General features: G+C 69.5%; 13 protein-coding genes. 5 read left to right on the top strand and 8 right to left on the bottom strand.

Annotation, left to right across the window (positions count from 1 at the left end; all coding sequences use genetic code 11):
• Positions 1–10: 10 nt before the first annotated feature.
• The 7 genes from HUA78_RS14395 to HUA78_RS14365 form a co-directional block, all read right to left on the bottom strand.
• Positions 11–262 carry an acyl carrier protein gene (locus tag HUA78_RS14395; RefSeq protein ID WP_174476499.1) on the bottom strand — a complete coding sequence of 84 codons (252 nt, stop codon included), beginning with the start codon at positions 260–262 and terminating at the stop codon, positions 11–13.
• A gap of 90 nt (positions 263–352) precedes the next feature.
• A complete protein-coding gene (locus HUA78_RS14390) occupies positions 353–943 on the bottom strand; it encodes a DapH/DapD/GlmU-related protein (RefSeq protein ID WP_174476498.1) in 591 nt (196 codons plus the stop codon).
• Positions 940–1,488: an acetyltransferase gene (locus tag HUA78_RS14385; RefSeq protein ID WP_141647595.1), complete on the bottom strand. Its 549-nt coding sequence runs from the start codon at positions 1,486–1,488 to the stop codon at positions 940–942. The genes HUA78_RS14390 and HUA78_RS14385 overlap by 4 nt, the downstream gene beginning before the upstream one ends.
• A gap of 1 nt (position 1,489) precedes the next feature.
• Positions 1,490–2,353 (bottom strand): hypothetical protein, encoded by an 864-nt coding sequence (locus HUA78_RS14380; RefSeq protein WP_141647596.1) that lies wholly within the window; start codon positions 2,351–2,353, stop codon positions 1,490–1,492.
• A gap of 209 nt (positions 2,354–2,562) precedes the next feature.
• Positions 2,563–4,965, bottom strand: coding sequence for an ABC transporter permease (locus HUA78_RS14375; RefSeq protein ID WP_174476497.1), 2,403 nt, complete (start codon positions 4,963–4,965; stop codon positions 2,563–2,565).
• 171 nt (positions 4,966–5,136) lie between these two features.
• Positions 5,137–5,817 (bottom strand): hypothetical protein, encoded by a 681-nt coding sequence (locus tag HUA78_RS14370; RefSeq protein ID WP_174455056.1) that lies wholly within the window; start codon positions 5,815–5,817, stop codon positions 5,137–5,139.
• Positions 5,818–5,985: 168 nt separating this feature from the next.
• On the bottom strand, positions 5,986–7,479 hold the full coding sequence (locus HUA78_RS14365) for a mechanosensitive ion channel family protein (protein WP_174455057.1): 1,494 nt from the start codon (positions 7,477–7,479) through the stop codon (positions 5,986–5,988).
• 81 nt (positions 7,480–7,560) lie between these two features.
• Between HUA78_RS14365 and holB the strand changes: the two genes are divergently transcribed.
• The 4 genes from holB (at position 7,561) to HUA78_RS14345 (ending at position 11,091) form a co-directional block, all read left to right on the top strand.
• On the top strand, positions 7,561–8,595 hold the full coding sequence (gene holB / locus HUA78_RS14360) for a DNA polymerase III subunit delta' (RefSeq protein WP_174455058.1): 1,035 nt from the start codon (positions 7,561–7,563) through the stop codon (positions 8,593–8,595).
• Positions 8,592–9,908 carry a DNA polymerase III subunit delta gene (gene holA / locus HUA78_RS14355; RefSeq protein WP_141647601.1) on the top strand — a complete coding sequence of 439 codons (1,317 nt, stop codon included), beginning with the start codon at positions 8,592–8,594 and terminating at the stop codon, positions 9,906–9,908. The genes holB and holA overlap by 4 nt, the downstream gene beginning before the upstream one ends.
• 61 nt (positions 9,909–9,969) lie before the next feature.
• The gene (locus HUA78_RS14350; RefSeq protein WP_174455060.1) at positions 9,970–10,431 is read left to right on the top strand and encodes a hypothetical protein; all 462 of its coding nucleotides are present in this window, start codon (positions 9,970–9,972) and stop codon (positions 10,429–10,431) included.
• Between the two features lie 111 nt (positions 10,432–10,542).
• Positions 10,543–11,091, top strand: a complete 549-nt coding sequence (locus HUA78_RS14345; protein WP_174476496.1) for an AraC family ligand binding domain-containing protein — start codon at positions 10,543–10,545, stop codon at positions 11,089–11,091.
• Here HUA78_RS14345 and HUA78_RS14340 read toward each other — a convergent pair.
• Positions 11,054–11,860 carry an NRDE family protein gene (locus HUA78_RS14340; RefSeq protein WP_174476495.1) on the bottom strand — a complete coding sequence of 269 codons (807 nt, stop codon included), beginning with the start codon at positions 11,858–11,860 and terminating at the stop codon, positions 11,054–11,056. The two genes, HUA78_RS14345 and HUA78_RS14340, sit on opposite strands and share 38 nt — an antisense overlap.
• Before the next feature lie 115 nt (positions 11,861–11,975).
• On the opposite strand from HUA78_RS14340, the gene metG reads away from it, so the two are divergent.
• Positions 11,976–14,108, top strand: coding sequence for a methionine--tRNA ligase (metG, locus tag HUA78_RS14335; protein WP_174476494.1), 2,133 nt, complete (start codon positions 11,976–11,978; stop codon positions 14,106–14,108).
• The last annotated feature ends 208 nt before the right edge of the window (positions 14,109–14,316 follow it).

Here is a 14,316-nt window from a genome sequence, read left to right as displayed (position 1 = left end):
GCGCTCGCTCTCAGCCCACCTGCGGCAGGCGCTGCTGCTTGCGCTCGACGAAGGCGACGACGCGCGTGAGCGAGTCCAGGTTCTCCGGCACCAGCTCCTTGTCCTCCAGCTTGAGGCCGAAGTCCTGCTCCAGGAACGCCACCAGCTCCATCATCCCCGTGGAGTCGATGAGGCCCTTGCGCAGGAAGGAGTCGTCATCGCCGAACTCGTCCACGAAGAACGTGTCGACGATGAAGGTACGAATGCGTTCACGAATGCTCACGGTAGGAAGTCCTGTCTGGAAATGCGGTGGAAGGGTGCGGAAGCAATCCGGGCGTGAAGAAGACGCACCCGGGAAAAAGGCTTGAGGCGCTCAGCTGCCTGTGTCGCGAGCAACCAGCTCCAGGCTCATGTTGCGTGCGGGATTGCCCATGGCCAGCGTGTCGGGCGGCACGTCCTGGGTGACGATGCTGCCGGCGGCGACCACCGAGCGAGCCCCCACGCGCACCCCGGGCATGATGATGGCGCCATGGGCCACCCAGACGTCGTCCTCGATGACGATGGGCGCGGTGTGGTGTCCATCCCGATCTCCCACCCGGATGAACGACGCGAACATGCACCGGGCTCCCACGCTCACCGACTTCCACGCCTCCAGAGAGACACCGTAGTTGAACTGGGTCTCCTCGCCGATGCTCAGGCGCGCGCCCGGATGGCACACGAGCGAGCTGGGCAGCATTCCGCCCACGAAGGTGAGCCGGTCTCCCAGCACCATCTCCCCCGCGTTGTGCACGGAGATGGGCCCGTAGGCGGCCACGTGGTGCCCCACCGACTGGACGGCGCGGAACAGCCAGCGGGCGCGCACCATCGCCACCGCGCGCTGGGCCCGAGGCTCCACGGACTTGCGCAGCGCTTCCAACTGGGCCACCACGGCAGGCACCCGGACGAATGGCATTCGCGACGTCATCCCGTCACCTCCCTGCGCAACACCCGGGCGGGCGCGCCGCCCACCGTCACGCCCGCGGGAATCTTGCGGGAGATGACGGTGCCGGGCGCCACGGTGCAGCCCTTCTGGAGCTGCGCTCCTGGCAGGAGGATGGCGCGGCTGCCCACCGTCACCCCCTCCGCGATGACCATCGGCACCGACGGAGGCCGCTCGTGGCGGTTGCCCCTCAGCGGGTGGTGCTGGTTGTCCATCGCCTTGATGAATGCCCCCAGCCTCGCGCCCGGGCCCACGGTGATGGAGCTCAGGGCCTCCAAGGAGGCGCCGCCTTCGATGGCGACGTCGTCCCCCAGGATGATGAGGCTGTCGCTGGACATGGCGTGAAGCTCGATGGGAGCCAGCCGTCCATCCAGCACCACGCGGGAGCCCACGTGCACGCGGCCCGCGCCGTGAATCCACACGCGGCCCAGCACCGTGGGCGAGTCCCCCACCTCCTGACATCGCCTCAACTTCAGGCGGGACAGGAGGCCCCCGAGCTCGCGCGACAGTGATTGATGGAACGGCATCATGTCACGGCGTGGCTTGGACAGCGGGGATGGGGGGCTGCACGACGGGCGCGGGCAGGCCCGCCAGGAAGTTGAGCAGCTCCTTCGCCAGCCGCGCCTGCGCCGTCGCATTGAGGTGGCCGCCGTCGTCCGAGTAGCCCGGCACCATCGCCGGCCACGTCTGCCCGTTCAGCTCGTAGGTCTCCCGTGTCCCGTCGGGCGCCGTGGACTCCAGGCGCGCCAGGTCGAAGAGGGGCTCCTTGCCGCCATACGCCTTGCGCATCAGCTCGTTGAACGTCTCGCGCTGCACGTTCTCGGCGATGCCCCACACCGGTCGGCCGAGCAGCTCCTTCAGCCACGCCTTGGCGCCGCGCTGCACCGTGGTGAGCGGCGCGGTGACGTGGACGAACGTGGTGCCCGGGTGACGCGCCTTCAGGCCCTCCATCGCGACGCGGTACTTCTCGAACAGCGCGCGCGTGTCCGTGGCTCCGTTGAAGTCGATGTAGCAGAACTTGAAGAACGCCACGTCCGTCGACTTCGCGAGCCCCGCGTCCATCATCCGCTCGAAGTCGGCGATCTTCGACTCGGGCTTCTCGTTCTGTCCCACCATGGCGTGGGCCAGGGTGCCGGGCGCCAGCGACTCGGTGGGGCTCTGGACCTCCACCACGCGCGGCACCAGTCCCTGCGGGGAGGCGGGAAGCTGCTTCACTCCGTCGAGGATGTTGCCGCCCACCGACTGGTGTCCGAAGAAGATGCGGCGGCTCGCCAGCTTCTCCATCGGGGCGCTCGTCTCCGCGGCGTTCGCCGCCGCGCCATGCAGAACCATGAGCAGCATGGCGGGCAACACCAGCGCGCTCACGCGAACCAGAAAGGTCCAGTCGAAGTGCATGCGGACTCTTAAACCCTTCCATCGCCAAGCGTCAAAGGGCCCACTGTCCGGGACGTCCGCTGGTGCGCTCCTCGTCACCCAAGCAAGGGGATGGGGTGAACTCAACCCACGTGTTCGTCAGCCCAAGGAGCGACGGAGACCAGGGGCTTGACGCTGATGGGGAAGGGCGTTCCGCACTGCCCCTCCCCACACGGCGAGTCGTGGCGGTGCTACTCCGCCCGCAGCGAGATGGACGGCGACACGCGGCTGGCGCGCAGCGCGGGGAACCACGTGGCCATGAGCGACACGCCCGCGAGCACCGCGGCGACACTGACGTAGACGCCAGGTTCGTTGGCCTGCACGCCGTACAACAGCGTCGTCAGGAGCCGCATGCAGCCGAACGCGGCCAGCAGCCCCACGCCCACGCCCACCAGCGTGAGCTGGAGTCCCTGGCGCATCACCAGCCCGAGCACCTGTCTGGGATGCGCGCCCAACGCCAGGCGGATGCCCAGCTCCCGCGTGCGCTGACCCACCGCGTAGGCCATGACGCCGTAGACACCCACGCCGGCCAGGATGACGGCGAGCAGCGCGAAGGCCGCGAGCAGTCTCGCCGTGGCCAGGGGCCGCGAGAGCTGGCGGTCCATCCGGTCCGCGAACGGCGCCAGGTCATAGATGGGCTGCTCGGCGTCCACGGCCTTGAGCTCCTGGCGCACCGACGACACCACCATCGACGGCGCGCGCCGCGTCCGCATCAGCACCGACATGGTCTTCACCGGATACTGCTCATAAGGCAGGTACGCCTCCGGCGTGGCGGGCTCCGTCAGCCGGAAGTGGCGCACGTCCTCCACCACGCCGACGATTTCGCGGAAGGAGCCGGAGTCGCTCCAGTCCAGTCGCACCCTGCGCCCCAGGGCGTTGCCGCCCTCCAGGAACGTGCGCACGAAGGCCTCGTTGACGATGATGGTGGGAGCGCCCTTCGCGGAGTCCTGGGCGCCGAACTCCCGCCCCTGGCGCACGGCGATGCGCATCGCACGGAAGTAGTCCGGGGTGGCCACGCGGAACTCGGTGAGGTAGCGGTCGGTGTCCTGGTCCATCGCGCCCTCCAGGGTGAAGTTTCCGTTGGCGTTGGTTCCTCCCAGGGGCGCGTCGTTGACCAGACCCACCGCTTCCGCGTCGGGCAGCGCGCGCAGGCGCTCTAGCAACTCGCCGTAGAAACCTCGCAGCCGGTCGGGTGTGCCGTACTTCACCTCGGGCAGTGACAGCCGCGCTGTCAGCACGCCTTCCGCGTCGAACCCCGGGTCCACCGCCTGCACGTTGCGCAGCGTCTGCACCATCAGCACGGTGCCCACCAGCAGCACCAGCGCCAGCGCCAGCTGCACCGCCACCAGCGCGTTGCGCAGGGGGTGGTTGGCGCGGGCGCCCACCGCGCTCCCGGACTGCTTCAAGAGCGGCAGTACATCCATGCCGGCGGTGTGCAGCGCGGGCGCGAGGCCGAAGAGGAGCCCGGCGCCCACGGAGAGGGCGAGGCTGAACAGCAGCGCCGGGACACTCAGCTCCACGGGCGCCATGCGCAACATCGACTGGGGCAACAGCGCGCGCACCAGCTCCATGCCCCACAGCACCAACAGCAGTCCCAGGGCGCCACCGAAGAGGCCCAGGAGCACGCTCTCCGCCAGCGCCTGCTGCATCCGGCGGCCCCGACTCGCGCCGAGCGCGGCGCGGATAGCCCCGTCCCGCTGCCGCGCCAGGGCGCGTACCAGGAGCAGGTTGGCCACATTCGCGCAGGCGATGAGGAGAACGAAGCCCACCGCTGCCCAAAGCGTCCACAGCACCGGGCGGCTGCTGGACGTGAGGTACTGCTGCCACAGCGCCGACGTCACCTTGTGCGGCTTCTCACCCGGTTCGGTCCGGGCGATGGCCAGGGCCACCCGCAGCAGGTCCTCCGTCGCCGCTTCCAGCGTGACGCCCGGCGCCATCCGCCCCACCACCTGCATGTAGTGGTTGCCGTGGGCCTCCGGGTCCAGCCAGTGGGGCTGCCAGAGGTCCGCGTCCTCGTTGAACTCAGGGAAGGTGAAGCCCTCCGGCAGGATACCCACCACCGTGTGGGTGCGCCCGTCCAACTGCAACGACGAGCCCACCGCGTCCGCCGCGCCACCGAGCGACTTTCGCCAGAAGCGATGGCTCACCACCACCACGCTCGAGCTGTTGCCAGGTTGCGCGTCTTCGTCCAGGAAGTCTCGCCCCTGGGCGGGGGCGACCCCCAGCAGCTTGAAGAAGTTGGTGGTGACTCGGCCCGCGCGGACCCGCTCGGGAGTGTCGCCCCCCGTGCGGCTCAAGTCCTGCCGGGTGAAGCCCGCGAGCCCCGTGAAGCCGCGGCCGTGCTCCCGCCAACCGAGCAGCTCCGGGGGCGAGAGGGAGGCGGTGCTGATGACCTCCTGCTTGCACCACAGGCGAACCAGTTGCTCCGGCATCTGGAACGGAAGCGGCCGCAGCAGCATGGCGTGGATGGCGCTGAAGAGGACGGTGTTCGCGCCGATGGCCAGCGCGAGCGTCAATACGGCGGCCAGCGTGAAGCCCGGGGAGTGCCTGAGCGTGCGCAGCGCGTAACGGAAATCCTGGCGGAGCGAGTCCATGGCGGCCTCTCAAAGCGAAGGCCGTGCCAGTCTCTCACGCCAGGAAATCCCCTGGCTTCCCAGGGAGGTCCCCCGCGTATCCGCGAAGTGCCTTCGCGGATACGGGAAGTCGCGTCCCGGAAATGAACACCGGCCCCGTGTCGACCTGGGTCGGACGGGGCCGGCGAGCCTTCAGTTCCGGTTCCAGCAGCCGGCGATTTCCTCGCACGCGAGGAGGACGTCGTTCAGCCGGCGCTGCTGGGACTTGGGCGCCACGAAGAGCCGGCCGGCGAACACGTCGAACACTCCGACCAACCGAGGGTCCACGGGGCCCCGCTGCTCCAGTCGCTCCTCGGCGAAGCGGTGGAGCACGGTGGCGATGTACTGGCCGGCGCGCTCATCCAGCGGCGCGTGCTTGGAGAAGTAGAGCTTCAGCACGCCCGAGCGCATCTGCCCGCGCGCATCCACGCCGCGCAGCAGCACTTCCGGCCGGACCTTGACGGAGACACCGGCGACTTCCAGGGGCGCCGGGTCCAGGTCCGCCGGACTGGCGACGGCGCACGAGACGAGGTCGTCCGCGGCGGCGAGGCAGCGCTGGAGGGCCTCGGCGCACAAGGCCAGCCGGTGCGCGTCGAAGTCGGAGTCGGGCTGGGCATTGAGCAGCCGGCGCTGGTGGTAGCGGAGGATGACCTCGTCACGGCCCTCGCAGAGGTACTCGGTGATGGCCTGGGCGGCCGCGGGGTAGCGCAGGTACTGGGGGTCCACGGGGTTGCGCTGCCCGTGGATGATGCGCTTGCGGAGGGACGGCGTTCCGGTGAGGTACTGGCCCAACTGGTTGACGGAAACGCACGGGGTCTCACGAAGGGTGGTCATGTCGACTTCCTTTCCGGTAGCGAGAATGAGGACATACTACCGGAGGGGTCTGACATTCCCTCTGACGGGGAAGGCGCCGCAGACACCGACCGATGGACTCCCTGGCGGGTAGGGCGAGCAGGCCCAACCGGGGCGCGAAGGGCCCCCGGGGACGAGGGTCTCCAGGGCCTACTCGTGCGACGCGTGCAGGCCGAAAATCTGGCGCAGCCGGCCCAGAATCCGGCCCACTTCGGCGGGGATGGGGTCCGTGCCGGCGCCGCTGGCCTGGGCCACGGCACGCAGCTGGGTGCGCCGCTGGGCCAGGATGGCGGAGAGCTGCCGGGCCAGTCCGGGGTGTTCGGCGAACAGCCGCGCGAAGGTGGGGCGGTCCACCTCGAGCAGCAGCGAGTCCTCCAGGGCCACCACGGTGGCCGCGCGCTTCTCTCCGGTGAGCAGCGACATCTCCCCGAAGTAGCCTCCCTGGCCCAGTCGAGTGACTTCCGCCTGGGACTTGCCCGCGCGCACGCTGACCTCTCCGGAGGCGAGCACGTAGAAGGTGCGGCCGTCGTCGCCCTCCTGGATGACGTGCTCGTCCCGGCCGAAGCGGCGCACGTGGACCTCCTGGCCCAGCCGCTCCAGGTCCGCGTCCGCCAGGGGCTCGAACAGGTCTACCGCGCGCAGCAGCCGCAGCACGGTGTGCGCGGGCAACTCCGGCCTGAGGGCGTCCTCGCGCATGCGCACCACGCGATGGGGCACGGGCGGCTCCACGCCGTCGCGCCGCAGCCGGTACCACAGCCGTGTGTAGACCTCCGCCGTGACGGCGTCCGCGAGCGAGAAGTCATTCACGAAGAAGCGGACCATGTAGCGCACGCACTGCTCGTCGAACGCGAGCGTGCGGGCGATGGGCGCGGGGTCCACCAGGACTTGGGGAATCTCCCGCACCACGTCCAGCAGCGCCGCCTTCATCACGTTGGGAGGGGTGTCGTAGGTGGCCCGCACCTGCGCGTCCACGCCCACCGGCTCCCGGTCCTGGGAGAAGGTCTTGAGCTGCTCCTTGGCCACCATCGAGTTGGGCAACGTCACCAGCTCGCGGCGGAACGTCATGATGCGGATGGAGCGCCAGTTGACCTGGGCCACGCGTCCGGTGTGCTCGCCGATGCGGATGAAGTCGCCCACCTCGAAGGGCTTGTCGAGCTGCAGCGACAGGCCCGCGAAGAGGTTGCCCAGCGTCTCCTGGAGCGCCAGACCGATGACCACCGACAGCACCGCCGACGTGGCCACCAGTCCCGTGAGATCCAGGTTGAGCTGCGTCTGGAGGATGGGGACCGCGGCCAGCGTGTAGAGCAGGAAGTCGATGACGTTGCGAAGAATCTTCGGCGTCGCCACGCCCGAGGAGCGCAGCCGCATCAGCTTCAGCCCGAAGCCCACGCTTGCCCGGATGACGCCGAAGGCGAACGTCAGCATCCAGGCCACCTGCAGCGCCTTCATGGGCCCGGGGGGCGTCGTGTGCGGCAGGGCCCAGGCGGCCACTCGCACCACGAGGAACATCACCAGCAGTCGGAGGGCCCCGGTGAGGTCCCGCTTCAGGTCCGCGTCGCCGCTGGAGGCTCGCGCGCCCAGCAGGAGGAGGACCAGGACCGCTCCCACGGCCAGCGACAGATTGCTCTGGAGGAAAGGCAGCAAAGCCCCCCGACTCTGGCCCGCGCTCGAATGAGGGTCAAGGCAGCGGTTGACGCGTGGCGCGCAAGCAGGGATACACGCGCCATGACGCTCGCATCGGTGCTGGGACAGCCCCGCGCGATTGATTCACTTCAGGCGGCACTTCGCGGTGGTGCGGTGCACCATGCGTATCTCTTCGCTGGGCCGGAGGGGGTGGGCAAGGAGCTCGCGGCCGTGGGGCTCGCCCAGGCACTGACCTGCCCCGAGCAGCCGAACGTGGGCTGTGGCGCCTGCGCGAGCTGCGTGCGGGTGGCGCGCGGACTCCATCCCGACGTCACGTGGGTGATGCCGGACGATGAGCGCGTGTCGCGCGGGCTGGCGGGGCGCTCGGACTTCACGGGCACGCCGAGTCGTGAACTTCGCGTGGAGCAGATTCGTGGGCTCCAGGAGCGGCTGGCCCTGCGCGGCCTGGAGTCTCGTCGCAAGGTGGCCATCGTCATCTCCGCGCAGGCGATGAACGTGCAGGCGCAGAACGCGTTCCTCAAGACGCTGGAGGAGCCTCCGTCGGAGACCACGCTGGTGCTGGTGGCCAACGCCATGGACAAGCTCCTGCCCACCATCCGCAGCCGGTGCAGCAAGGTGCACTTCGGTCCGCTCTCCGTGGAGCTCGTCGCCGAGCGCGTGCGCACCGAGCGCAAGCTGGACGCTGACACCGCGCAGCTCGCGGCCATCATGGCCGGTGGCAGCCTGGGCCGCGCGCTGGCGCTGGACGTGGAAGCGCTGGCGCGACGCAAGGACGTCGTCACCGCCTTCGAGTCCCTGCGCGGCGAGAACGCGGTGGGCCTCTTGCGCTTCGCGGACGAGCACGGCGGCTCGCGCGAGGACGCGGAGGCGACCTTGGAGTTGCTGGTGTTGTGGACGCGCGACGTGGCGCTGGTGAGGGCCGGTCGCGAGGACTCGCTGGCGAACCGGGACCTGCGCTCGCTGGCGGTGGAGGTGGCCTCGCGTATTTCCGATGCGGGGCTGCACCGTCGTCACGCGCTGCTGGAGGCGGCGCGCGCGGCGGTGGCTCGCAACGGCGCGCCCCGGCTGCAGTTGGAGCGGATGCTCATCGACCTGTTCACGGAGACCGCACGATGAGCTCGGACCTGGACGACGTGCTCGCGGGCGTGAAGGCCGGCAAGGTCTCTCCGCTGTACCTGCTGTGGGGCGAGGAGTACCTGGTCCGCAAGGGCGCGGACGAGCTGGTGAAGGTGCTCGTTCCCGATGCGGCGGTGGGGCTCAACCTGGTGACGCTGGACGCGGGCAGCCCGCGCGAGGTGGCGCAGGAGCTGGCCACCATGCCGCTGTTCCCTGGCCGCAAGGTCGTCGTCGTGAGGGACCCGGAGTTCCTCGCGCCGAAGAAGGGGCGGGGAGATCCGCTGGCCAAGGCTCGCGAGGCGTGGAAGGCGGGCAAGCGCAAGGAAGGCGCAAGGAGACTGCTGGCGCTGGCCGCGCGCGCGGGGTGGGGCGTGGACCGGTTGGACCCGTCCGCGTCTGGCGCTCCGTCGGTGGAGCAGTGGAAGGAAGAGCTGAACGTCGACCTCGCCGAAGCGGACGTGGCCTTCCTCAAGGAGGCCGCCGCCTTCTGCAAGGAGGAGCGCATCACCGCGCCGGAGGGCGACGCCACGGTGCTGATGGACCTCATCCAGAAGGGAGTCCCCGCGGGGCACTCGCTGGTGATGGCGGCCACGGAGGTGGACGCGAAGAATCCGCTGGTGAAGCTGGTGCAGGACAAGGGCCACGTCGTCGAGCGCAAGGTGGCCGCTCGCCACAAGGACCTGGACCTCTCCGATATCGCCAAGGAGTTCCTGGCGCCCTTCAAGAAGAAGCTGGGGCCCGGCGCGCTGGAGGAACTCAAGGAGCGCGTCGGCGGCAACATCCGCCTGCTCCAGTCGGAGCTGGAGAAGCTGGCCACCTACTCGGATGGGCCGGCCATCGAGCGCTCCGATGTCGTCTCCCTGGTGCACCACGCTCGCGAGGAGGAGTTCTTCGAGCTGTCCGAGGCGCTCCAGAAGCGGGACTTCCGCGGCGCGCTGTCGTACGCCGAGGATGCGATGGGGCAGGGGACCCATGCGCTCCAGTTGCTGGGCGCGGTGGCCTCCATCGTTCGCGGCCTGCTGGAAGCCCACGAGTGGATGTTCCGCTACGCCGGGGGCACCCCCCCACGCACCGCGAAGGACGTGGAGGCCCGGGTGTTTCCCAAGCTGGAGGCGGAGTTGAAGGGCACGCGGCGCAAGATGCCCAACGCCTGGGCGCTCACGTTCAGCATGAAGGCCGCCGCCGGCTACGAGCGCAAGGAGCTGCTGGGCTCGCTGGTGGCGTGCGCGGAGGCGGACCTGTCGCTCAAGTCTTCCGGCAATGGGCGGCTCGTCATCGAGCGCCTCCTGGCCACGGTGTGCCTCGGCGCCTGAGGAGCGGGCGGGCGGCGGGGGACGTGCACTTGGCGTCTGGCTCGGGTAGAGGAGGCCGGGTATGGCGGACAAGCGTCGCTTCGACCTCTTCGCGGACTTCATCGTGTCGCGCTTCGTGGCCCCTCGCGTCTTCGACGTGGCGGGAGGCCAGGGGCGTCTCAACGAGGCGCTGACCCGGCGCGGCCGGGCCGTCACCACCTTCGACCTGCGGCACAAGCACCTGCCGGTGACGTACGCCCAGCGCCCGTTCACGCTGGAGGAACCGTGCGACGCGGAGCTGGTGGTGGGCATGCACCCCGATGGCGCCACTCGCATCATCATCGAGTACGCGGCCCGGCACGGCCTTCCCTTCGCCGTGGTGCCCTGCTGCTCCGACAACGGCATGCCCTACAACCCGTGGATGCGGCACCTGGCCGAGCTGGCTCGCACGGCGGGCTTCGCCACGGTGGAAGAGGTGCAGCTCTCCATGGACGGCCGTGCACGCGTCCTGGTGGGCGAGCCCGCGCCTGTCGCGCCGCGCTGAAGGGGACTGCCCGGCAGCGGACAGCAACCCGGGGCCTCGCGGCCAGCTGTGAGGGCCTGTCGTCGCGTCTAGCTTTCCTGACACCCGTGCATGACGGGGCGGGAGCAGGCCATGGCGACGGAATGGGACGGCTATGCGACGGCGCAGGTCTGGCGCCCGGTGTCGTATCCAGGGCTGGTGCTGTATCGGGTGAGTGGCCGAGCGAACTCCCAGGCGCTGCATGTCCACGATGAGCTCCAGCTCACGCTGGATGCCGGACATGTCCAGCAGGTGTCATGTGGCGGCGCTCGGCTGACTGCCCTGCCTGGAAGTCTGGTCGTCATTCCCCCGGGAGAGGTCCACGCGCTGCGCGGTGAAGGCGGGCGGCCGGGAGTGTTGTGCGGAATGCTGGTTCCGGCCGCGTTCCTGGGCGGTTCTTCTCCCTCGGGGCCGGAATCGGAGGACGAGCCTCCTGGAGAAGAGCTGCTGCTCGGAGGCTGCGCGGTGCTCGACGACCCGGAGGTGGCGCGGGACTTCGTCGCGTTGCACCGGGCGCTGAGGGCACCGGGACTCGAGAGGGAGCCCCGGCTGTGGGTCCTGCTGGCGGGCCTGCTGTCGCGACTGGGGCCGGGACGGGCGGGGCTCACGCTGGGGGGCGGGGCGCATCAAGCATCGCCGTGACGTCCTGCCAGGGCCCCTCGCAGGGGCGCGCCTCGGTCGTCAGGTAGTGCCCGACGCGTCCGGGAGCGAGGGCGACGATGGCCGAGGAGCGCGTGCCATAGGCTGGCGTGTGGATGCACAGCGCCTGGAGTTGCTGGCGGAAGTCCTGGGGAAACGACTCGCCGAAGAGCTGCGCGGGCAGGGACTCCAGGGGAGGCAGCAGGTCGTCCGCCAGCAGGGCCTTCAGGCCTCCCTCGAACCGGGACCAGGGCTCGTGCACCAGCCCCTCGGCGAGCTTCCTGGCCCGCTGGACCTTGGGCAGCTCCGTCGAGTCGAGCACGTCGTTGGGCAGGACATGGATGCCCGGCGGGACATCCTCGCGTCGGAGTCGGGACTGTCCGGGCCGGGCATAGGCCACCCGGAGTGTCCGGGCGTCGCCATAGAGGAGGTTGAAGGGGAGGAAGTCCTCGCCGGAGAGCGTGTCCAGGTAGCGCTCGATGCCCTCGACCGTGCCCGCACCGAGGGCCTGGAGGACGACTTCGCCCCTCGAACGGGGGGCCGGGCCCCTCGCCTGCCCGCCGCGCTGGTTCGTCAGGCCCACGAAGAGGCCCTCGTTAGTAACGCCCATCCACGTCCCGCCGCGCTCCACGTCCCGTCCCCCCACGGCGCGGGGAGACTCCAGCAGGACTTGTGGGCCTGTCGCGGGACGCGCGAGGAGTTCGTCCCGGTTGGCCGCGAGCACCAGCGGCCACTCAGGATGGACCTGGCGAAGGATGATGATGGTGCACATGCGTTTCCGGTCGATAACATCCCCGGCCCCGCGGTGCATTCGTGCTCGCGGGCACCACGCCGTCGATGACCTCGGCCCACCGAGCGGCTAATGTCCGCCGCCCCCAGGAGAGTCCATGGCGGAGAGAATCCTCGTCACCAGTGCGCTTCCGTACGCGAACGGCCCGCTCCACATCGGCCATGCCGTCGAGTACATCCAGACCGATATCTACGTCCGTTTCCTCCGCTCCAGCGGCAAGGACGTCGTCTACTTCTGTGCTGACGACACGCACGGCACACCCATCGAACTCAACGCGGCGAAGCAGGGCCTCAAGCCCGAGGACTTCATCGCCCGTTTCCAGGACGAGCATCAGAAGGACTTCCAGGACCTGGATGTCCGGTTCGACTACTTCCACTCCACCAACTCGCCGGAGAACCGCCAGTACGCGGAGCTCATCTACGGGCGGTTGAAGGAGAAGGGCGACATCGAGCGCAAGGACGTCGAACAGGCGTACTGCGAGAAGGACCGTCGCTTCCTGCCCGACCGCTTCATCAAGGGCACCTGTCCCAACTGCAAGGCCGTGGACCAGTACGGCGACGCCTGTGAGAAGTGTGGCAAGGCGTACAGCCCCACGGACCTCATCGACCCGCGCTGTTCCCTGTGTTCGACGCCGCCGGTCCGCAAAACGTCCGAGCACCTGTTCTTCAAGCTGTCTCGCCACGCCGACTTCCTTCAGGAGCTGCTGCGCAAGCCTGGCTTCATTCATCCCGGGCTCGCCGCGCAGCTCCAGGGCTTCTTCGAGAAGGGGTTGGCGGACTGGGACATCAGCCGCGACGGCCCCTACTTCGGCTTCGCGATTCCGGGCGAGACGGACAAGTACTTCTACGTCTGGCTGGACGCGCCCATCGGCTACATCGCCACGACGGAGAAGTGGGCGAAGGAGACGGGCAAGGCGAAGAGCGCGCTGGACTACTGGGCCAAGGACAGCGGCGCGCGCATCGTCCACTTCATCGGCAAGGACATCGTCTACTTCCACGCGCTCTTCTGGCCCGCGGTGCTGGACGTGGCGGGCCTGCACATCCCGAGTGAGATCAAGGTCCACGGCCACCTCACGGTGAACGGGGAGAAGATGTCGAAGAGCCGCGGCACCATGGTTCCGGTGCGCGACTACCTCAACCAGCTGGACCCCAGCTACCTGCGCTACTTCTACGCGGCCAACCTGGGCGCGGGCGTGGAGGACCTGGACCTCAACCTCAAGGACTTCCGTCTGCGGGTGAACGGGGAGCTGGTGAACAACGTGGGCAACCTGGCCAATCGCGCGCTGTCGCTGTTGGCCGGGCCGCTGGGCGGGACGCTCGCGCCAGGTCGGTCCGAGGGACCGGGCCGTGCGCTGGTGGAGTCCGTGCTCGCTCGTGTTCCCGAGGTTCGCGAGGCCTTCGAGAAGCTGGAGTACCGCAACGCCATCCGCGTCATCACGGACATCGCCTCCGCGGCGAATGCCTTCGTGCAGACGGCGGCGCCGTGGGCTCTGCTGAAGAAGGACGCGGAGGCCGCGCGCGCGGACCTGTCCGACGCCGCCGACGTGGTGTACCTGCTGGGCGCGCTGCTGGCGCCGGTGACGCCTCGGTTGTCGGAGAAGCTGTTCGCACAACTGGGCGCCGCGCCGCTCACGTTCCAGGCGCTGGAGGGGGCGAAGTATCCGTTGCTGGATCGCAGCCGTCCCATCGGCACTCCGGAGCCGCTGTTGCCGCGACTGGAAGAGGACCGCGTCAACGCCATCATCGTGACGCCGCCGGGGGAGCCCGCCGCCACGCCCGCGCCCGAGGCGAAGAAGGCCGAAGGGGGCGGCAAGGAGAAGAAGGCCGAGAAGAAGCCGGCCGAGCCCGCGCCTGTCACTCAGGCGTCCTCGGGGGCAGGGGCCGCGGAGGCCGCTGGCTCGGGGGAGATTGAGTACGGGGACTTCGTCAAGGTGGTGCTCAAGTCCGGCAAGGTGCTGGCGGCGGAGAAGGTCGCCAAGGCGGACAAGCTGCTCAAGCTCACCGTCGACGTGGGTGAGCCGAGCGGCCCGCGCACCATCGTCTCCGGCATCGCGGAGGCGTTTGCTCCCGAGACGCTCGTCGGGCGCAACGTGGTGGTGGTCGCGAACCTGAAGCCGCGCAGCCTGAAGGGCATCGAGTCGAAGGGGATGCTCCTGACCGCGGGCCCTGGCGGCAAGGACCTGTCCTTGTTGGATCCGGGCAACGTCCCGCCGGGCAGCGACGTGAAGTGATGTGTCGGTGGGCGGAGCGAACCTGCTCCGCTCGCCGGCCCGGTGCGGGCGCGTGGAGGCTGTCTCTCGCACGAGCCCGGGCCGACACGTCGCGGATGAGCGGAGCGGTCGAGTTCCGTCTCGCGAGACTCGGGGCTGTGTCTTTCCGGAGCGAGTTTCAGGTGAAGCGCTGGTAGAGCGGTCGTCAGCCGCTCGTCGCCCCGGGGCC

It is taken from the genome of Myxococcus sp. CA033 (assembly GCF_013336625.1).
Classification (GTDB): Bacteria; Myxococcota; Myxococcia; order Myxococcales; family Myxococcaceae; genus Myxococcus; species Myxococcus llanfairpwllgwyngyllgogerychwyrndrobwllllantysiliogogogochensis.
Note: the sequence above shows the minus strand (reverse complement) of the source record. Positions and strands in the feature narration are given on the sequence as shown.